Source organism: Sphingomonas sp., assembly GCA_019635535.1.
In the GTDB taxonomy this organism is placed as follows: Bacteria; Pseudomonadota; Alphaproteobacteria; order Sphingomonadales; family Sphingomonadaceae; genus Allosphingosinicella.
Genome location: JAHBZH010000001.1, coordinates 331,436 through 349,140 on the forward strand (window position 1 = coordinate 331,436; position 17,705 = coordinate 349,140).

At 67.8% G+C, this 17,705-nt stretch carries 22 protein-coding genes and 1 tRNA gene; 7 read left to right on the forward strand and 16 right to left on the reverse strand.

The window, feature by feature from the left end; all coding sequences use genetic code 11:
- Positions 1-164: 164 nt before the first annotated feature.
- From KF780_01745 to KF780_01775, 7 genes are all read left to right on the forward strand, one after another.
- The gene (locus KF780_01745) at positions 165-1,931 is read left to right on the forward strand and encodes a S9 family peptidase (GenBank protein MBX3560510.1); all 1,767 of its coding nucleotides are present in this window, start codon (positions 165-167) and stop codon (positions 1,929-1,931) included.
- A gap of 92 nt (positions 1,932-2,023) precedes the next feature.
- On the forward strand, positions 2,024-2,242 hold the full coding sequence (gene infA / locus KF780_01750) for a translation initiation factor IF-1 (GenBank protein MBX3560511.1): 219 nt from the start codon (positions 2,024-2,026) through the stop codon (positions 2,240-2,242).
- 14 nt (positions 2,243-2,256) lie between these two features.
- On the forward strand, positions 2,257-2,826 hold the full coding sequence (gene maf, locus KF780_01755; protein ID MBX3560512.1) for a septum formation protein Maf: 570 nt from the start codon (positions 2,257-2,259) through the stop codon (positions 2,824-2,826).
- Positions 2,819-3,796 (forward strand): ribonuclease, encoded by a 978-nt coding sequence (locus KF780_01760; GenBank protein ID MBX3560513.1) that lies wholly within the window; start codon positions 2,819-2,821, stop codon positions 3,794-3,796. Before maf ends, KF780_01760 begins: the two co-directional genes overlap by 8 nt.
- Positions 3,774-3,974: a DNA gyrase inhibitor YacG gene (gene yacG / locus KF780_01765; protein ID MBX3560514.1), complete on the forward strand. Its 201-nt coding sequence runs from the start codon at positions 3,774-3,776 to the stop codon at positions 3,972-3,974. The genes KF780_01760 and yacG overlap by 23 nt, the downstream gene beginning before the upstream one ends.
- Positions 3,975-3,999: 25 nt before the next feature.
- Positions 4,000-4,075 (forward strand) — tRNA-Phe (locus KF780_01770).
- 240 nt (positions 4,076-4,315) lie between these two features.
- Positions 4,316-5,386, forward strand: coding sequence for a sigma-54-dependent Fis family transcriptional regulator (locus KF780_01775; protein MBX3560515.1), 1,071 nt, complete (start codon positions 4,316-4,318; stop codon positions 5,384-5,386).
- A gap of 12 nt (positions 5,387-5,398) precedes the next feature.
- Here KF780_01775 and fliS read toward each other — a convergent pair whose 3' ends face one another.
- From fliS to fliG, 16 genes are all read right to left on the reverse strand, one after another.
- Entirely contained in the window at positions 5,399-5,806 is a 408-nt protein-coding gene (fliS, locus tag KF780_01780; protein MBX3560516.1) for a flagellar export chaperone FliS, read from the reverse strand.
- A 49-nt stretch (positions 5,807-5,855) separates the two neighbouring features.
- Complete coding sequence (gene fliD, locus KF780_01785; GenBank protein MBX3560517.1) at positions 5,856-7,472, reverse strand: flagellar filament capping protein FliD; 1,617 nt, start codon at positions 7,470-7,472, stop codon at positions 5,856-5,858.
- 77 nt (positions 7,473-7,549) lie between these two features.
- Positions 7,550-7,798, reverse strand: coding sequence for a hypothetical protein (locus tag KF780_01790; GenBank protein MBX3560518.1), 249 nt, complete (start codon positions 7,796-7,798; stop codon positions 7,550-7,552).
- 54 nt (positions 7,799-7,852) lie between these two features.
- The gene (locus KF780_01795; GenBank protein ID MBX3560519.1) at positions 7,853-8,992 is read right to left on the reverse strand and encodes a flagellar biosynthesis protein FlhB; all 1,140 of its coding nucleotides are present in this window, start codon (positions 8,990-8,992) and stop codon (positions 7,853-7,855) included.
- Positions 8,993-8,995: 3 nt separating this feature from the next.
- Positions 8,996-9,778, reverse strand: a complete 783-nt coding sequence (fliR, locus tag KF780_01800) for a flagellar biosynthetic protein FliR (GenBank protein ID MBX3560520.1) — start codon at positions 9,776-9,778, stop codon at positions 8,996-8,998.
- Positions 9,775-10,047, reverse strand: coding sequence for a flagellar biosynthesis protein FliQ (gene fliQ / locus KF780_01805; protein MBX3560521.1), 273 nt, complete (start codon positions 10,045-10,047; stop codon positions 9,775-9,777). The genes fliR and fliQ overlap by 4 nt, the downstream gene beginning before the upstream one ends.
- 1 nt (position 10,048) lies before the next feature.
- A complete protein-coding gene (fliP, locus tag KF780_01810; protein ID MBX3560522.1) occupies positions 10,049-10,840 on the reverse strand; it encodes a flagellar type III secretion system pore protein FliP in 792 nt (263 codons plus the stop codon).
- Positions 10,833-11,105 (reverse strand): FliO/MopB family protein, encoded by a 273-nt coding sequence (locus KF780_01815; GenBank protein MBX3560523.1) that lies wholly within the window; start codon positions 11,103-11,105, stop codon positions 10,833-10,835. The genes fliP and KF780_01815 overlap by 8 nt, the downstream gene beginning before the upstream one ends.
- Positions 11,102-11,425 (reverse strand): flagellar motor switch protein FliN, encoded by a 324-nt coding sequence (gene fliN, locus KF780_01820; protein ID MBX3560524.1) that lies wholly within the window; start codon positions 11,423-11,425, stop codon positions 11,102-11,104. The genes KF780_01815 and fliN overlap by 4 nt, the downstream gene beginning before the upstream one ends.
- Positions 11,422-12,351 (reverse strand): FliM/FliN family flagellar motor switch protein, encoded by a 930-nt coding sequence (locus KF780_01825; protein MBX3560525.1) that lies wholly within the window; start codon positions 12,349-12,351, stop codon positions 11,422-11,424. Before KF780_01825 ends, fliN begins: the two co-directional genes overlap by 4 nt.
- Before the next feature lie 41 nt (positions 12,352-12,392).
- Positions 12,393-12,992 carry a flagellar basal body-associated FliL family protein gene (locus KF780_01830; GenBank protein MBX3560526.1) on the reverse strand — a complete coding sequence of 200 codons (600 nt, stop codon included), beginning with the start codon at positions 12,990-12,992 and terminating at the stop codon, positions 12,393-12,395.
- Between the two features lie 11 nt (positions 12,993-13,003).
- Positions 13,004-14,272 carry a flagellar hook-length control protein FliK gene (locus KF780_01835; GenBank protein ID MBX3560527.1) on the reverse strand — a complete coding sequence of 423 codons (1,269 nt, stop codon included), beginning with the start codon at positions 14,270-14,272 and terminating at the stop codon, positions 13,004-13,006.
- 41 nt (positions 14,273-14,313) lie between these two features.
- Positions 14,314-14,742 (reverse strand): hypothetical protein, encoded by a 429-nt coding sequence (locus KF780_01840; GenBank protein MBX3560528.1) that lies wholly within the window; start codon positions 14,740-14,742, stop codon positions 14,314-14,316.
- Complete coding sequence (locus KF780_01845; GenBank protein MBX3560529.1) at positions 14,739-16,067, reverse strand: FliI/YscN family ATPase; 1,329 nt, start codon at positions 16,065-16,067, stop codon at positions 14,739-14,741. Before KF780_01845 ends, KF780_01840 begins: the two co-directional genes overlap by 4 nt.
- The gene (locus tag KF780_01850; protein MBX3560530.1) at positions 16,064-16,702 is read right to left on the reverse strand and encodes a hypothetical protein; all 639 of its coding nucleotides are present in this window, start codon (positions 16,700-16,702) and stop codon (positions 16,064-16,066) included. The genes KF780_01845 and KF780_01850 overlap by 4 nt, the downstream gene beginning before the upstream one ends.
- Positions 16,695-17,705, reverse strand: a complete 1,011-nt coding sequence (gene fliG, locus KF780_01855) for a flagellar motor switch protein FliG (protein ID MBX3560531.1) — start codon at positions 17,703-17,705, stop codon at positions 16,695-16,697. The genes KF780_01850 and fliG overlap by 8 nt, the downstream gene beginning before the upstream one ends.

The window sequence follows — 17,705 nt, forward strand, 5'->3', positions numbered from 1 at the left end:
TGCTGTTTGTTCTCGTGGGCGCTGCACCCGCGCTCGCACAGGCGGCTGCGTCGCGCACCCCCGTCCCACTGGAAGTCTTCGCGAGGCTTCCGGAGACCGAATCGCCGCGCATCAACACGAACGGCACGGCGCTAGCGACCAAGATACGCGCCGGCGGAGAGCAAGTGCTTGCGATCATCCCGCTCGATACGCCCAATGCCCGGCCCATGATCATCGCGCGCGACGGCGAATTCGACCGGCGCGAGGATATCCGCACGATAAACTGGTCCTGGGCCGATCCCGACAACCTGCTGATATGGCTCGCTTCCCGTCAGGATTTCCAGGGCCAACCGGTTGATGTCGTGCGTGTCGTTGGTTTCAATCGACAAACGCGCAGCTTGACGCCCCTTGGCTGGGACGGTGCCTTTCTCAGCGCCGGCCGCGTGATCTGGACATCGAGATCCGGCCCGCCGCGCATCCTGCTCGAGCGTTACGCCATGGAGCGCGGTGAGCGGACGTTCAATCCGGAGGTCGTCGAGGTGGACGTCACGACGGGACGCCATCGGGTCGTTCAGCCGCCGCAGCGTCTGGTTTCAGGCTGGAGCGCCGATGGCGAAGGCAATATCCGGCTCGGTACGTCCTTCGATCGCACGACCGGACGGGTGACCGCGCTCTATCGTTCTGGCGGAACCGGCGCTTTCAGAACGATCATCCGCCAGCGGACGGAGCGTTATGCGGAGCCGCCGCTGCCGCAGATTTTCCTCCCCGGCGACCGGGCATTGGCGCTGAGCCGTCACAGCGGTTTCAATGCGCTGTACGAGCTCGATCTGGAAACGATGGAATTCGGCAGGATGGTGCACAGCGTCGAGGGCTATGATCTCGAGGGAGTCCTGACCAATCCGAACGGCGATGCCCTCGATGGCGTCGTCGAACTGCGGCATCGCCCGGTGCGCCACTGGTTCGACACGCGTTTGCGCGAAATCCAGTCGGTTCTGGACGAAGCGTTCGGGGCCGGAAACGCAACGATCACGTCCGCCGATCGCGCGCGCGAGAATATCGTCGTGCGAGTCGCCGCACCCAGCCAGCCCGGCGGCTTCTATCTGTACCGGACCCAGACGGGCGATGTGCGTCATATCGGCTGGGTCAACACCGAGATTCGCGACACCAGCCTGAACCCGGTGAGCACCATCCGCTATCGCGCCAGCGATGGTCAGACGATCGAGGCCGTGCTCACCCTGCCGCGGCTCCGGGAGGCGCGCAATCTGCCGCTGATCGTCCTGCCGCATGGCGGCCCCTGGGCGCGGGATTATGAGACATGGGACATCTGGGCGCAGCCGCTTGCGGAGATGGGCTATGCCGTGATCCAGCCCAATTTCCGCGGATCGAGCGGCTATGGCCAGGAATGGGAGGCGGCGTCCGACGGCAATTGGGGCATGCGGATGCAGGACGATCTCAACGACGCGGTCAATCATCTTGCCGCCGAGGGCATCGCCGATCCGGGCCGCGTCTGCATGTTCGGCTGGTCCTATGGCGGCTATGCCGCTTCCCGGGCGGCGCAGCGCGACGGCGACCGCTACCGCTGCACGATCAGCGGCGCGGGCGTGCACGATTTGCCGGATATGGTCGCCTATGACCGCAACTATCTAGGCCGCTACGGGTCGCAATATATCGGCAGCGCCGCGACCCGGTTGTCCGACATTTCGCCGGCGCGCAATGCCGGACAATTCTCCGCTCCGATCCTGATCGTCCATGGCGCGCGCGACCAGCGCGTACCGGTCGCGCAGTCGCGCGGACTCGTTCGGCGGCTGCGCGCCGCGGGTAAGGTGGAAGGCCGCGACTTCGTCTATATCGAACAGCCCCGCAATACCCACAACCTCCCGCTTGAGGCCGACCGGCTGCAATTGCTGGAGGAAGCGCGTCGCTTCTTGATGCAGCACAATCCACCGGATTGAAGTGCCCCGACAATGCCGCGATGGCCGGGCTTTCCATTTCCGGGCCCAGCGGCTAAACGCGGCCCGCTCAAATGAAGCTAGCTGGGATGTGAATGGCCAAGGAAGAACTTCTCGAAATGCGCGGGCAGGTGGTCGAGCTGCTGCCTAACGCCATGTTCCGCGTGAAGCTGGAGAACGGCCACGAGATCCTGGGCCATACCGCCGGCAAGATGCGCAAGAACCGCATCCGCGTGCTGACCGGTGACGAGGTTCTGGTCGAGCTGACGCCCTACGATCTGACCAAGGGTCGGATTACATACCGTTTCAAGTAGCGGGGCACCGCATGATGCGGCTCGTCCTCGCTTCCTCCTCACCCCGCCGCCGCGAACTGCTCGCGCGGATTGGCGTCGTGCCCGATCGGTTGGCGTCGCCCGAAATCGACGAGGAACCGCATCCCGGCGAGCTGCCGCGCCCCTATGTGCTGCGCCTCGCGGCTGAGAAGGCGGCGGCGGTCGATCGCGCCGCGGACGAGATCGTGCTGGCCGGCGACACCACTGTCGCGGTCGGGCGACGCATCCTCGGCAAGCCAGACGACGAAGGCGACCTCCGCCGAATGTTGGCCCTGCTCTCCGGACGGCGCCATCATTGCTATTCCGCTGTCTGCGTGATCGGCGCGGACGGACGTCCTCGCACGCGCCTGTCCGACACCATTGTCACCTTCAAGCGGCTCAGTGATCGCGAGATCGACCGCTACGTCGCCAGCGGCGAAGGCATGGGCAAAGCCGGCGGCTATGCAATTCAGGGCCTCGCCGAAGCCTATGTCCGCTATCTGGCCGGCAGCCATTCGGGCGTGGTCGGCCTGCCCGTGTTCGAAACCCGCGCCCTGCTCGAAGCGGCGGGCTACGATTTTGGCTGAGTGGTTCTATGAGGAAGGGATCGGCGAGAATCGCGCGATCCTGGTCGAGGATGGCGCGATCCTCGAAGCCGCGATCGAACTGCCCGCACCTTTCAATGTGGGCACGGTGATCCCCGCGCGCCTCGTCCAGACCCTGATCCCGCGCCGGCGCGGCATTGCCGTGCTGGACGGCGGGGTAGAAGCATTGATCGAGCCGCTGCCGCCCGGCCTCACCGAAGGCGCGACCTTTCATGCAGAGATCGTGCGCGAGGCGATGCCGGAGCCCGGCCATGCCAAGCGCGCCATCGTCCGCGCGACGGACGATGCGCCGCGGCCCGGCCCCACTTTGCTTGAGCGGATCGGGACGGTGGCTCGGCCGACACATGGCGGCGATCCGTTCGAGGCGGCTAGCTGGTCCGAATTGCTGGAGGAAGCCGCCACCGGCGAAATCGCCTTTACCGGCGGCGCGCTGCGGATGAGCCCGACGCCCGCCATAACCTTGTTCGATGTCGATGGCGTGCTGCCTCCGGCCGAGCTGGCCGAAGCCGGCGCAGCGGCGGCGGGCCGCTCGATCCGGCGCTTCGGTATCGGCGGCTCGATCGGCATCGACCTGCCGACCCTGCCCGACCGGGCGGCGCGCCAGCGCGCGGCGGCGGCATTGGACGCCGTTTTGCCTCAGCCCTTCGAACGTACCGCGGTCAACGGCTTCGGCTTTCTCCAGATCGTCCGCCGCCGGACCCGTGCGTCATTGCCGGAAATCGTGCGCGCCGATCCCGCCGGCGCGACGGCGCGGGCGCTGCTCCGGCGCGCCGAGCGGGCGGAGGGAACCGGCGGCCTGATCGTACAGGCCGCGCCGTCCGTCATCGCGTATATCGAAGCGCGACCCGACTGGATCGCGCTGCTGTCCCGCCGCACCGGCGTCGCGCTCGCCTTGCGGGCCGAGCCCGGGCGCGCCATATCGACCGGGTATGTCCACCGTTCCCAAGACTGACGCCTGTCCTCTCTGCGGGAAGCTGGCGGCTCAAGCCTTCCGCCCCTTCTGCTCGCAGGGCTGCCGCGACCGCGACCTTTTGAACTGGCTCGGCGACGCTTATCGCGTGCCCGGCCCGCCGGCCGAGGACGCGGTGGACAGCGAGGGGCTGGACAGGCACGCCGACCCGCCTCTATAGGCGCCGCTTCCGCATTCGCCGGAACGCCCAGGTAGCTCAGTTGGTAGAGCACGTGACTGAAAATCACGGTGTCGGTGGTTCGATCCCGCCCCTGGGCACCACCCCCTTGCCATCGCTATCATTGCAATCATGACGCGTCGGTAACGATTTGGCGGTGCCTCCGCACGCTTGGCTCATGGCAAACGCCGCAGCGTAAAGAGGCTGTTAACCATTGTCCTTCAGATATGACCCCACAGCAACTTAATTCGCGACCGGGGGGATTTCGTGACCAGCAATGATGGCTTCCGCTCGGCGGACGCGGCCCAGTGACGGTGAACGTGGTCGCATCCGGTCCGGAAGCGATGGTGATCGGCGAAACGCCGGCGATCCTCGCGCTTCGCAATCTCATTCGCCATGTCGCGCCGAGCGAGGCTTCGGTGCTGCTGACCGGCCCGTCCGGCAGCGGCAAGGAAGTGGTCGCCCAGGCGATCCATGCGGCGAGCGGCCGGGGCGACAAGCCCTTCGTCGCGGTCAATTGCGGCGCCATCCCCCGCGAATTGCTGGAATCCGAATTGTTCGGGCACGAGAAGGGTTCGTTCACCGGCGCCCATGCCCAGCACAAGGGCAAATTCGAGGAGGCCCATGGCGGCACCCTCTTCCTCGACGAGATCGGCGACATGCCGGCCGACATGCAGGTGAAGCTGCTGCGCGTGCTCGAGGAGCGCGCCGTGCAGCGGGTTGGCGGGCGCGGCCACATCGAGGTGGACGTGCGCATCGTCGCCGCCACGCACCGCGACATCGACCGCGCGATCGACGATGGCAAATTCCGCGAGGACCTATTCTACCGCCTCGCCGTCTTCCCGATCGACATTCCGCCGCTTTCCGAGCGGATCGAGGACATTCCGCTGCTGGTGCAGCACTTCCTGGACAAGCAAGGCAAGCGCGCCACTGGCATGAGCTTTGCGCCGGCCGCTCTGGCGCGGCTCGCCGATCATGGGTGGCCCGGCAATGTGCGCGAGCTGCGTAATTTCGTCGAGCGGGCCTGCATCCTGTTCGCCGGCCGGCCGGTCGGAGCGGACGAGGCCGCCTCGCTGCTGCTGCGCCGCGGCCGGGTCGGCGCGATCGAGCGCGCCGCGCTCTGGGAAGCCACCAATCGCATCACCACCGCAGCGCAAAAGGCCGAGCCCCAGGCCGACGAAGACGAAGACGTCGTCGTGCCGATCCGCGCCGAAGTCGAGATCGCCGATACAAGCGAGCTGGCAGCCGGTCAGCCGGTCGCGCTACGCGACATGCTCGCCGAGATCGAACGTCGCTATATCGAGGAAGCGCTCACCATTTCGGACGGCGTCGTCGCCGATGCCGCGCGGATGCTCTCATTGCAGCGCACGACGCTGATCGAGAAAATGCGCAAATATGAGGTGAAGGCGGCCTGAGGCCGCGACCGCTCAGTCGGCGGGCTGCTTCGCGAGCGCATCCCAGGCACTCGCGATCTCGAACAGCATGTCGCGTGCCTGACCGATCTTGTCGGCGTCGTTCTCGCGTCCGGCAGCGACGAGCAGGCGGCGCGCCTCACGATAGATAGCGACCAGCCCGCGTGCAATCTCCCCGCCCTTCTCGAAGTCGAGGCTGGTCTCTAGCCCGGTGAGGATGGCGAGCGCGCGCGACTGGCGCGCATTGCGCTGGACGAAATCGCCGCGCCGCGTCGCCACCGCCATCGCGTCAATCGCTTTCAAGAGCTCCTCGTACATGACCTGCACGAGTTGGTGCGGGCTGGCGCCGTCGATCCGGCTGGCCAGGTCCACGCTTTGATAGCTCGCCTTGGCGGCCACGAATTTCCCCCGCGACATGTACATCACTCACTCCCGCAACATGTTTTTCATGCCGGACTTTACGGTTTCCGGATCAATCCCGACCGTTGGTCCACATCTTGATCTGCTGATCGAGATAGGACTGGGTCGCCTTGAAGGACGATACGCGCCGCTCCATCGACGTGAAGGTGCTCAGCAGCTGGTTGTAATATTTGTCGGAGCGCGTTTCGAGCTGCTCGCGGTCTTCGGCGATCTTCTTCGCCTCGGCGCGCAGCCGGTCGTTGCTGCCCTCGAAGGGGCCACCCCGGGCGCGCAGCGCATCGCGGATGCCCTGCAGCGCGCCGCCCAGGCCCGGATCGATAGTGATCGTCGCGCTGCCGACCGCGCCGCCGACGCCGAGGATCAGGCCGATCGCCGGCGAACCCGCCCGCGCCACCAGATTGACGCCGACCCCGGTCATGGCGACGCCGTTCAGCATGCCCGAGGCCGGATTGCCGTCAACGGCCGGCACGACGTCGGCGACCGTGTAGACGCCCGGCTTGACGCTGCCCATCGCGCTTTTGATCGTCAGGAATGCGCTGGAGCTGTGCTGTGTCGGATTGAACAGGGCCTCCACCCCGTCCGGATCGCTTGCCAGCGCCTGCTGGAGCTGCCCGACATTGACGCCGAGCGTGCCGTCGCGATTGGTGCGCACGCCGATTTCGGCCAGGGTCTTGGGGCCGGTGCCTTCGCTCGCCAGCATCGTCGAGGGCAGCTGGGCGAGCTGGCGCTGCATCTCGCGCAGGCCGAGATCGCCGCGCAAGGGCCCGCCTTCGCCGTTGACGCCGGGGCGGGTCGCCTCCGCGATCATCGCCATCAGCTCGTTATAGGCCGCGACGAAATCCTGTACGGCCTGGCCGATCGCCTCGGTCGGGCGGGTCACGCCCACCGCGACCGCCTGGCCGGGCGCGGCGCGCTTCAGGTCGATCTGCACGCCGTCGATCAGGTCGCTGAAGCTGTTGGTGGCGCGGCGAACCTGAACGCCGTCGACGACGACGACGGCGTCCTGCGCCGGCTGAGCCTGGGTCATGCCGCCGACGACCGAGGGGCCGAATGCGAACCGCTCCAGGCCGCTGTCCGTCCCGTCCGGCACCGAAAGGGTGAAGGCATTGGCTTCACCGGTCGCGCCCTTGACCACGAGCCGGGCGCCGTCGACGCCCGTCACCACGCTCGCCGTGACGCCGGCACCGCTGGCGTTGATCGCACGGGCCAGGCCATCGAGATTGTCGTTCGCCTCGTCGATCGTGACCGTGAAGCTGCCGCTCGCCGTGGTGATCGTGAGCTCCCCCTGGCCGACCGGATCGGCGCGATTGGCGAGCGGCACGGATGCCACCGTCTGCGCCTGGGCGATCTGCATAACCTCGACCGATGCGGAGAGATTGCCGATCCGCGCGCCGGGCTTGGCGACGGCGGTGAAGACGCTCGGATCAGAAACGCTGGGCTGGCTGAACAGGCTGCCGCCGGAGATCAGCCCGGACAGTGCCGCCGCGAAGGAGTCGATCGCGTTGCTGACCGAGGCCAGGGTCGAAACCTTGGCCGCATTGGCCTGCTCACGCTTGACGATCAGCGCTTCCTTGGGCGCCTTGGCGGCAGCTGCCAGACCATCGACCAGCGACTTGATGTCGAGGCCGGAACCAGCGCCGAGCGCAAAACCGATGGAGGAAGTGCTCATGTCAGAAACGTCCTTGCCGTTCATGTGAAAGGAACGGCGCGGACGGCGGATTCTTTAGCGAAAACGGGGTGGAAAATTCAGCTTTTCAGCATGTGCAGCGTACTCGGGTCGATGCGGGTCTGCGCGCGTAGCGACCGGCCCGGATCGGAGCGCATCCGGCCGGCCATTTCGGCGCCGTCCTGGGCGGCGTTCGAATGCTCTACGCGCAGCTCGCGCGCGAGCTGGTCGACCCAGGGCTCGACGGGAACGCCGATCCGGTTCGCCATCGCCAGAAGGCGCTCGACCTCCTCAAGCGTGAATCGCCGATGTCGCGCCGCGTCGCTCACCCCACCGCCTTTCGAGTTTCTTGCACACTCGATAACGGCGCGGCGCGGCGGCGTTTAAGCTTCCGGTCGGCCTTCGGTGTCGAAGCGCATTTCGGGCGGCAGCTCGATCGGCGGCGGCTGGTTGCCGGCCTTGAGCGTGGCTTCGAGGTTGAACACGAAGGCGAGCACCGTCGCCACCGCCATGTAGAGATCCTCGCGGATGATCTGGCCTGGCTGGCTGGTATAATAGAGGGCGCGGGTGAGCTGCGGATAGGAGAGCATCGGCACGTCGTGCTCGGCGGCGAGCTCGCGGATCGCCTCGGCGGTAACGCCGCGGCCCTTCGCGACCACGACCGGTGCGAAATCCATGCCCTGGCGATAGCGCAGCGCGACCGCGAAATGGGTCGGGTTGGTGAGCACGACGGTTGCCTCGGCCATCGCGCCCCGCGCCGAATTGCGCGCGGTCTCGAGCTGGCGGCGGCGGACGGCGGCGCGCAGCTCCGGCGCGCCTTCGGTCTGCTTGTGCTCCTCCTTCGTCTCCTGGCGGGTCATCTTCAGCCGCTGGAAGCGTTGGTACATCTGCGCCGGCACGTCGATCCCGGCGATCACCGCCAACGCCATGCCCATGACGAGCACGGCAATGACGAAGATGCCGCCAATGTCCGAAATGGCGGGCCGGATGTCCTGCGAAGTCAGCCCCACCATCGTCGGCAGGTTGCTGACGATCACCCAGATCGCCACCGAGCCCAGCAGCAGCACCTTGGCGACCGACTTGCCCAGCTCGATCAGCCCCTGCATCCCGAATATCCGCTTGATGCCGGTGAGCGGATTGAGCTTGTTGCCCTTGAACGCCATCGCCTTGCTGCGGAAGCCGAACGAGCCGAGCATCGCCGGCGTCCCGATCGCGGCGACCAGGGTCACCCCGAACAAAGCGGCGATCGGCAGCACGATGATGCCGAGCAGCCGCACCGTGGCGCTGCCTGGATCGAAATTCCGGATGTCCGAAACGTCGAAGCTCAGCGCATCGACGATCATGATCTCCAGCGCGCCGATCATCATCGGCCCGGCCAGCGCGATCCAGATCGCGCCGCCGATCACGACCAGGGCGGTGCCGAGCTCGCGCGACTGGAGGACATCGCCCTTCTCCGCGGCGTCGCGACGCCGCTTCGGAGTCGGGGCTTCTGTCTTCTGGTCCTTGTCCGCATTTTCGGACATGGCTCAGCCCCCCATCGCCAGCAGGCGCGATTGTTCCAGGCCGAGCCTGATCGCGCCGGCAATGCCTTCGCCCAGCACTGGCGCAGCGATGGCAAGCAGCACGACCCCGGCGAGCAGGGCCGCGGGAAAGCCAACCGCGAACAGGTTGAGCTGCGGCGCCGAGCGCGCCAGCACGCCCATCATGATCTGGACGAGCACGATCGCGAAGGCGACCGGCAGCGCGATCGAGAGGCCGGCGGAAAAGAGCACGCTGCCGAAGAAGACGAGGCCGCGAATGCTTTCCTGGCTCATCCAGGCATCGCCGGGCGGCAGGGCGCGATAGCTTTCGACGATCGTCACCGCCAATGCGAGATGCCCGCCTATGGCGAGGAACAGCAACGTCGCGACGATCGAGAGGAACTGGCCGACCACCGGATTGCTCTGTCCGCTCGATGGATCGACCATCGCCGCGAAGCCGAGGCCCATCGCGTTGCCGATCACTTCGCCCGCGATCACCGCGGCGGCGAAGCCGATCTGCACCGCGAAACCGATGGCGAGGCCGGCCATGATCTCGCCGGCGATCAGCAGCACGCCCTCGAACGAGGCAAGGCCGTCTGCGGGCAGGACGAACTGGGTGGCGCCGAGCGCAGGAATACCGAGCGCGAGCGCGACGATCAGGCGGAGCTGGACCGGGACGGCGGGCGACCCGAAGATCGGCGCGGCCAGCATCGCGGCGCCCGGCCGCAGCATCGCGACCATCCACAGCCAGAGCTGCGCCTCTATGGTCGCGAACGCCGTCGGGATCATCGCGTCAGCTCGGGGATTCGCGCGAAGATGTCCTGGGTGAAATCGGCGATCAGCATCAGGATCGCGCCGCCGAAAATGGCGAGACAGATGCCCACCACGATGAGCTTCGGCACGAAGGTCAGCGTCGCCTCGTTGATCGAGGTGGCGGCCTGGAACATGCCGAGGACGAGGCCGGCGACCAGCGCCGGGATCAGGATCGGCGCCGAAGCCAGCGCCAGGACCCAGAGCGCCTGCTGCGCGACGCCGATGAAATAGGCCGAGCTGTCCATGTCATCCCCCCGCGAAGGATGCGGCGAGCGACCCCATGGTGAGCGCCCAGCCGTCGACGAGGACGAACAACAGCAATTTGAACGGCATCGACACGATCGTCGGCGAGAGCATCATCATGCCCAGCGACATCAGGGTCGACGAGACGACGAGATCGATGATCAGGAAGGGCAGGAATATGAGGAAGCCGATCTGGAAGGCGGTCTTCAATTCGCTGGTGACGAAGGCCGGCAGCAGGATCGAGAAGGGCACCGCCTGCGGCGATTCGAACCGCTCGACGCCGGCGAGATCGGCGAACAGGCGCAGGTCGGTCTCGCGCGTCTGGCGGATCATGAAACCGTGCAGCACCGTGCCGGAGCGCGACACCGCTTCCTCGATGCCGATCTGGCCTGCGCCATAAGGCGTATAGGCGGTCTCGTTGATCTGATCGACCACCGGACGCATCACGAACAGCGAGAGGAAGAGGGCGAGGCCGACCAGCACCTGGTTCGGCGGCGTCTGCTGGAGACCGATCGCGGTGCGCAGGATCGACAGCACGATAATGATCCGGGTGAAGCTGGTCATCATGAGCAGGATCGACGGCAGCACCGTCAGCAGGCTCATCAACAGCAGGATCTGCAAGCTGAGCGAGAGCGGGCGGCCGTCGCCGGCGACCTCGCCGAGCGCGCGATCGAGCGCGCCGGGCTGGCCGCCCGCCTGGGCGAAGGCCGGCACCGCGGCGAACAGTGCCGCGACAGCGAGCAGGATCAGGAATATGGGTCCGGCACGCCGGACCCGGATCAGCGCCTCAGTCATGATGCGACGGCTCCGCTCCGCTTTCCGAGAGGAGCTGGACGCCGCCGCGCGAGACGGCGATCAGGAGGTTCTTGCCGCCGAACTCGACGACGGCGAGGCGGCCGGTGGCGCCCAGAGGCACCGCATCGACCAGCTTCACCAGACGCTCGCGCTGGCCCATGGCCATGCCGGGCTGCAGCTTGCGCCACAGGTAAAGCGCGCCATAGGCCAGCCCCGCGACGAGGGGGATGAGAATGACGAGCTTCAGGAGATAGGCGGTCATCATTTCCGACGCTCGTCGCCCGGGCCGAGCGCCTCTAGCGCGACGACCTCGACCACGCGGATGCCGAAGCGGCCGTTGACGGTCACCACCTCGCCTTTGGCGATCAATGTGCCGTTGGCCATGATGTCGAGCAGTTCGTGGCTCTGGCGGTCCAGCTCGACGACGCTGCCTTCGGCGAGATCCATCAGCTCGGAAAGCTTGAGCGCGGTGCTGCCGACCTCGACCGAGAGCCGGACGGGGATGTCCGCGAGCAGGCCGTAATTGCGGCGCCCCAGCGCCTCGTCCAGCGGGCTGGCCTCGACGATATCCTGGGCTTCCTTCACGACACGAACCTCCTCTGTTCGACCTTTTCGATTTTGAGCGCGGCACGCCCGTCATGCTCGCCGATCGTCCCGATCGCGAAGCGCCTGCCCTCGACGATGAGCGGCACATGCGCCGGCAGGCTGACCGGAATGACATCGCCGGCGCGCAGCTGCATCAGCTCCGACAGCGGCAGTTCGGGGCGCGCCAGCACGGTGCGTGCCTGGATGCGGACCTCGCCGACGGCGGCGTTCATCCGACGGCGCCAGTCGCCGCCGGTGAAGCCGGCCTCGTCGGAGGGCTTGGCGACGAGCATATGCTCGAGCGAGCGCAGACCCGACACGGGGTAGAGAATCTCGACCGTCGCCGGCTGCTCCGGCCAGGACGAGATGGTGAATTGCGAAACCGCCACCGCCTCTTCGGGCTTGGCGAGCGCGGCGAAGCCGGCATGGGTCTCGCGCGAACGGAATTGCGGCTGGACCGGCACGACTTCCGACCAGACTTGACCCAGAGCCGCTGCCAGGCTGTCGGCGATCCGGACGGCAAGATTTTCCTCGGTGGGTGTGAATTCGCGCATTCGGCGGGTCGGCGCATCGCCGGCGCCGCCATAATAGGCATCGACCAGCCGGCCGATGAATTCCGGCTCCAGCCGGACCATGATCGCGCCCTTCATGGGCTTGAAGCCGTAGAGGCTGAGGCTGGCGAACTCGTTCTGCTCGGCCTGCCAGTCGGCGAAGCCGCGCACCACGGTCGGTTCGACCGCGACCTGGGATTTGACCCGGGAAAAGCCCTCGATCAGGTCGCGCACGCGGCGGACCATCCGTTCGTTCAGCCGATCGACCGCCGGCAGGACCGCCATCGGGCGACCGGCCTCGCCGCCGAACGGAAACGGCCGGGTCGAGCCCGGCGGCGCGTCGCCGCCGGCCTCGCTGTCGCCAGCTCCGCTCATGAGGGCCGATATTTCTTCGCCCGAAAGGGTCGGTTTGTCGGTCATTGCGTGACGAAACTCGTGAAGTACACGTCGTCTATGCCGCCGAAACCTTCCCGATTGGTTAACACGTTGTTTATCGCGTTTCGCAACTCCTCCTTAAGCGCTTCCTTGCCGGCGACAGTGGAGATCGCGACCGGGTCCTGTTCGGACAGCGCCAGCAATATCGCCGAGCGAACGGCCATGTCGTGAGTCGCCAAACGCTCGGCGACGCGCTGGTCGTAATAGGTGGAAACGCCCAAACCGATCTGCACGAAGGAATCGCCGCCGCGCATGTTCGACGTGAACGCTCCTTCCATCGGAATATAGGTGGCCTTGAAGATGCGGGGGTCCGGACGGCCATTGGGCGCGCGGGCACGCTCACGCGCTTCTGTCGCCGCGGACTCGCTGACGCCCTCGCGCAGTACCAGCTTGGGTTCGTTCGGATCTTCCTGGCTGGCATGGCCGCCGCCGAAGATCGAGCCATTCATGGCATAGAGCCCGCCGGCCGCGCCGCCGCCGCCGATCACGATCAGCAGCAACAGGAGCACGACGATCTTCTTCAGCTTGCCGCCCTTCTTCTTGACGGGCGCTTCGGCGGCTTCGTTCGGGGTATCGCTCATTTTCGCCTCCTTCAGGCGTATCGGTCTGAACTGGCGCGGCCGGGCTCGGCCACCGGAGCGGCATCGAGACCCACGCCGCGCGCGGTACGGATGAAATTGGGTTGGCGTCCGTCCTCCTGACGCCGCGGATCGCCGGACGCCTGGTGACCGGTGCCGGCAAGGTCGACCTCGGCATGGGCGATGCGCACGCCCTGCGCGCGCGCCTCCAGCAACAGCCGGGGCTGGGCATCCGCGATGATCGCGCGCGCCGCCTCGGTTTCCGCGATGAGCCGTACATTCGTGCCATTATCGCCTTGCGTCAGCTCGATGCGCAGATGACCCAGCGTCTGCGGATGCAGCCTGAAGCGCATCGGGCCGTCATTCGCGCCGGAGCGGACGATGTCGCGCGCCAGGCGATCCAGCCATTCGCTGTCATGGGCGAGATCGAGCTCGCGTTCGATCGCCTGATCGGCCGGCGGCGGCAGCGGCGCCGCGGCGCGCTGCACCGGCGCAGGCTGCACGGTCGAATCGGTGGCGATCGGCGCGGCGACGGCGGAAACGGGCTGGGCCTGTACCGGAACTGACGGTGCCGGCGTCTGGATCGCGGGGGTTGACGCCGACGCGCTGGGGGTAGCCTTCGCGGCCACCGGCCGACCCGCTTTGACGATCCCGGCCGGCGCCTCTGCGGCTTCCGCCTGCCCCGCTTTCGCTCGCGCCAGGGCCGCCTTCAGCGCGGCCTTGACCGGCTGAGGCAAGACAGGCGCATCGCTTTCGGGCGTTTCGCCGTCGTGACCGGGCGACGCGGAGATCGGCACAGTCGGTTGCGGCACGGATTTCGACGCCTTCCCCTCACCTGGCACCGCAGGTGCCGATGCCTCGGCCACAACAGGCTTTAGGGGGACAGGCGCGGCGGGAATCTGCACCTGCGCGGCCAGCAATTCGGCATCCGTCGACACCGGTGCCGGCGTCTGCGCGGGCATCGCGACCGTGACCGTGACGGGATAGCCAGCCTGGGCCTGCAGGATCGGAATGACATCGGCGGCCGGGGTGAAGGCTTGCGGCGCGGCGCCGTCATCCTCGGCCTCGTCGGCCGCATTTGCCGCATCGCCAGCTTCGTCTTCCTGGCCGGCCGACACAGTTTCGCCGTCCGTCACGGGGCGGACCTGCGCGTCGAAGACCGGCACGTCCGCATCGGGCAGGCCAGGGCCATCCAGGATCGTCTCGCCGGACGGTACGATTGAAAGCAGGCTGGCGAAGACATCGCCGCCCTCGCCTTCGGCGGGCGCAGCGGCGCCGGGCACGGCCGGCGGCAAGGCGGTTCGCATGTTCGGGACCGATGCCATCACTCCTGTTCTCCCCGATTGGCGCGGCCGGGCCGGCGCGCATTCTGTTGCAGCCGGCGCTCGGCCAGCTCCTCGGCCAGGCCGATCGCGACCTGCTCCAGTTTCTCGGCGCTCTCCTGATCGCGCCGGGCGGCATGCTGCTCGCCCATCAGCGAGGCGGCGAGCGCGCGCGCCGTTTCGATCGTCGGGCCAAGGCCGTGGCGGGCGGCGTCGAGCCGCATCGCCAGCTCGCCCACCCGCGCCAGCGCGGCGCCGGTGGTCGCGCCCTCGGCGGGCCGCAAATCGCTGCGCATGCGCGCGAGGCGCGCCTGGTTCATCTCCAGCATCGCCACGCGATTCGCCGCCTCGACCGCCGCGCTGGCGGCCAGGCCGTGCTGGATCTTGCGCACCCTCACGATGCGCTGGCGCTGGCTGACGAGCCCGTTCATGACGTCATCAGCCCGGTCAGCGCCGCGACGGAATCGGCGAAGGGCGCGCGTTCGCCCGGCGCCTGGCGCAGGAAATCGAGGATTTCGGGACGACGCAGGATCGCCTCGTCGATCAAAGGATCGCCGCCCGCCGCATAGGCCCCCATGAGGATGAGATCGCGATTCTCCTCATAAGCCGACCACAAGCGGCGCAGCGCCTTGGCCGCCGCCGCATGATCGGGCGCGGCGATATCGGCCATGACGCGGCTCAGTGAACGGCCGACGTCGATCGCCGGATAGACGCCCTGCTCGGCGAGCGAGCGCGAGAGGATGATATGCCCGTCAACGATCGCGCGCGCGGCATCGACGATCGGATCGTTGGTGTCGTCGCCGTCGGCGAGCACGGTGTAGAGCGCGGTGATCGAACCGCCGGTCTGCGCGTCGGCGCCGGCCCGCTCGACCAGCTTGGGGATGAGGCCGAGCGCGGAGGGCGGATAACCTTTCACGGTCGGCGGCTCGCCCAGCGACAGGCCGATCTCGCGCTGGGCATGGGCGACGCGGGTCAGGCTGTCGAGCAGGAGCAGCACCTTGAGCCCGCGCGCGCGGAAGTCCTCGGCGATCGCGGTCGCCCGCATCGCGGCGCGCAGCCGCAGCAGCGGCGCATGATCGGCCGGCACCGCGACGACCACCGCCTTGCGGCGCACCTGCGGCGGCAATTTGGTGGCGAGGAAGTCGCTGACCTCGCGCGAACGCTCGCCGATCAGGCCGACGACAATCACGTCGGCATCGGCACCGGCGATCATCTGGCCCATCAGCACCGACTTGCCGACGCCGGAGCCGGCGACGATCGCGATGCGCTGGCCGACGCCCGCGGTGAGCAAGGCATTGACCGCGCGCACGCCCGTGTCGAAGGGTGCAGTGACGCGGGCGCGATCGAGCGGATTGCCCCGCCGGCCGGCGAGCGGCCATTTGTCGGTGGCCGCGATCGGCCCCAGGCCGTCCAGCGGTTGACCGAGACCATCGACGATGCGGCCGAGCAGCGAGGGGCCGACCTCGACCATCGAGGAGCTCGCGTCCGGCTCGACCCGCGCCCCATTGGCATGGGCCGCATCGCCGTCCAGCGCCATCAGCAAGGTGCGATCGCCGCGAAAGCCGACCACTTCCGCACGCGCGACATGATTGTCGGCCGCGACGATGCGCGCACCGGAGCCGACCGGCCGCTTGAAGCCGGTCGCCTCCAGCATCAGCCCGTCATAGGCGGCGAGCCGGCCCACGCGGCGGGGCCCGTCCTCGCCGGTATCGATCCGCGCCAGCAGGTTGCGCGCCTCGGCCATCAGCGCGCTCATTGCGGCGCCGCCATCTTGTCGAGCGCGGCGCGCAGCCGCTCCAGCCGGATTTCCGGGCCGTCCTCGACCCAGCCATGGCCGGTTTCCAGAACAAGGCTGCCGCGCGGCAGCGAAGGATCGCCCTCCAGCGCCAACTCCAGATCAGCGGGCGCGAGATAGGCAATGTCGTCGGGATGGACGCGCAACTTCGAAGGCTCGACATTCTCGCCGATCAGGGCTGCGGCGGCCTTGGCCCGCGCAAGCAGCCGGGCGGCGTCGACCTCGACCTCGCCGACCGTGTCGCGGACCAGCCGGTCCACGGTTTCGGCGAGCAGCAGCGCCAGCGCATTGGTCGGCTCGGGCTTCAGCACTTCCAACGCACCGACCAAGCGGATCAGCGCGTCGCGCTCGGCGGCGAATTCAGCCTCTACGGTGCGGCGGCCTTCCGCCACGCCCTGCTCATAGGCATCGGAGCGGGCGCGCAACCGCTCCTGCTCCGGCGTCATCGGCGGCATGTCGATATCGACGCGCGAGTCCGGCCTATCACCGGAGCCACGCACGCGAAAGCCGGCATTGGCACGGCGCAGCACGAAGCTGCCCAGGCTGGTCGGCTCGTCGTTCGCGGCCGTGCCGCCGCCCCGCATCAACCTAGACATAATCGTCGCCCCGGCCGGCGAGCATGATCGTGCCAGCGTCAGACAGGCGCCGCGCGGTGGCGAGCACTTCCTTCTGCGCCTCGTGTACCTCTGCGAGGCGCATCGGGCCGCGCTCGGCCATCTCGTCGCGGATCGAATCGGCGGCGCGGCCGGACATGCAGCCCAGCATCTTCTCGCGCAGCTTCTCGTCCGCGCCCTTGAGCGCCACGACCAGGATCTCGCTTTCGACGTTGCGCAGCAGGATGCCGAGATTCTTCTCGTCCAGCTCGTTGAGATTCTCGAAGATGAACATCTCATCCTCGATCCGCGCCGCGAGCTGCCGATCGACCTTGCCGAGCGTGCGGATGATGCGCTGGTCCGAGCCGGGGCGCAGGTTGTTCATGATCTTCGCCGCCTCGCTGGCGCCACCGCGCACCGTGGCGGGCGATGAGGAGACGCGTGCGACTTCGCGCACAAGGATCTTTTCGAGCTCCGCCATCGCCTCGGCGGTCACCGCCTCCAGCTTGGCGATGCGGTAGACGATGTCGGGCTGCTGCTCGGCGGGCAGGAGCTGGAGCACGTCGGCGGCGGCCGGCGGCTCCAGATGGGCAAGCACGACCGCAGCGATCTGCGGATGCTCGTACTCGATAAGGGCCGCGATCGTCTTGGCGTCCATCCAGCGCAGCGCATCGAGCGCACGGCTGCGGGTCGGCGGGGTGATGCGGGCGAGCACGTTCTCGGCGCGCTCGGCGCCCAGCGCATGCTCCATCACCGCGCGGATGCGCGGCGCGGCGCCGAAGCCGATCGTGGTGCGCGCCTTGGCGCGGCCCATGAAGGTGTGGAAGACCTGCTCGACCTCGTTCTCGGACACGTCGGCGACGCCGAACATCGCACTGCCCAGATGCTGGACCTCGTGCGGTTCGAGATGGCTCAGGATTTCCGCCGCCTCGGCATCGCCCAGCATCATCAGCAGGATCGCGGCGGCCTCGCTGCCATTCGGCTCGGCGGCGGTCTGCGCTTCCAT

Coding starts and splice junctions, on each gene's coding strand:
- KF780_01830 (MBX3560526.1), bottom strand. CDS start 12,992: ATGAGCGATACCCCGAACGAAGCCGCCGAAGCGCCCGTCAAGAAGAAG.
- KF780_01795 (MBX3560519.1), bottom strand. CDS start 8,992: ATGTCCGAAAATGCGGACAAGGACCAGAAGACAGAAGCCCCGACTCCG.
- fliD (MBX3560517.1), bottom strand. CDS start 7,472: ATGAGCACTTCCTCCATCGGTTTTGCGCTCGGCGCTGGTTCCGGCCTC.
- KF780_01775 (MBX3560515.1), top strand. CDS start 4,316: ATGGTGATCGGCGAAACGCCGGCGATCCTCGCGCTTCGCAATCTCATT.
- KF780_01825 (MBX3560525.1), bottom strand. CDS start 12,351: ATGAGCGGAGCTGGCGACAGCGAGGCCGGCGGCGACGCGCCGCCGGGC.
- KF780_01815 (MBX3560523.1), bottom strand. CDS start 11,105: ATGATGACCGCCTATCTCCTGAAGCTCGTCATTCTCATCCCCCTCGTC.
- infA (MBX3560511.1), top strand. CDS start 2,024: ATGGCCAAGGAAGAACTTCTCGAAATGCGCGGGCAGGTGGTCGAGCTG.
- fliQ (MBX3560521.1), bottom strand. CDS start 10,047: ATGGACAGCTCGGCCTATTTCATCGGCGTCGCGCAGCAGGCGCTCTGG.
- fliR (MBX3560520.1), bottom strand. CDS start 9,778: ATGATCCCGACGGCGTTCGCGACCATAGAGGCGCAGCTCTGGCTGTGG.
- KF780_01840 (MBX3560528.1), bottom strand. CDS start 14,742: ATGAACGGGCTCGTCAGCCAGCGCCAGCGCATCGTGAGGGTGCGCAAG.
- fliG (MBX3560531.1), bottom strand. CDS start 17,705: ATGGAAGCGCAGACCGCCGCCGAGCCGAATGGCAGCGAGGCCGCCGCG.
- fliS (MBX3560516.1), bottom strand. CDS start 5,806: ATGTACATGTCGCGGGGGAAATTCGTGGCCGCCAAGGCGAGCTATCAA.
- yacG (MBX3560514.1), top strand. CDS start 3,774: ATGTCCACCGTTCCCAAGACTGACGCCTGTCCTCTCTGCGGGAAGCTG.
- fliP (MBX3560522.1), bottom strand. CDS start 10,840: ATGACTGAGGCGCTGATCCGGGTCCGGCGTGCCGGACCCATATTCCTG.
- maf (MBX3560512.1), top strand. CDS start 2,257: ATGCGGCTCGTCCTCGCTTCCTCCTCACCCCGCCGCCGCGAACTGCTC.
- KF780_01845 (MBX3560529.1), bottom strand. CDS start 16,067: ATGAGCGCGCTGATGGCCGAGGCGCGCAACCTGCTGGCGCGGATCGAT.
- KF780_01850 (MBX3560530.1), bottom strand. CDS start 16,702: ATGTCTAGGTTGATGCGGGGCGGCGGCACGGCCGCGAACGACGAGCCG.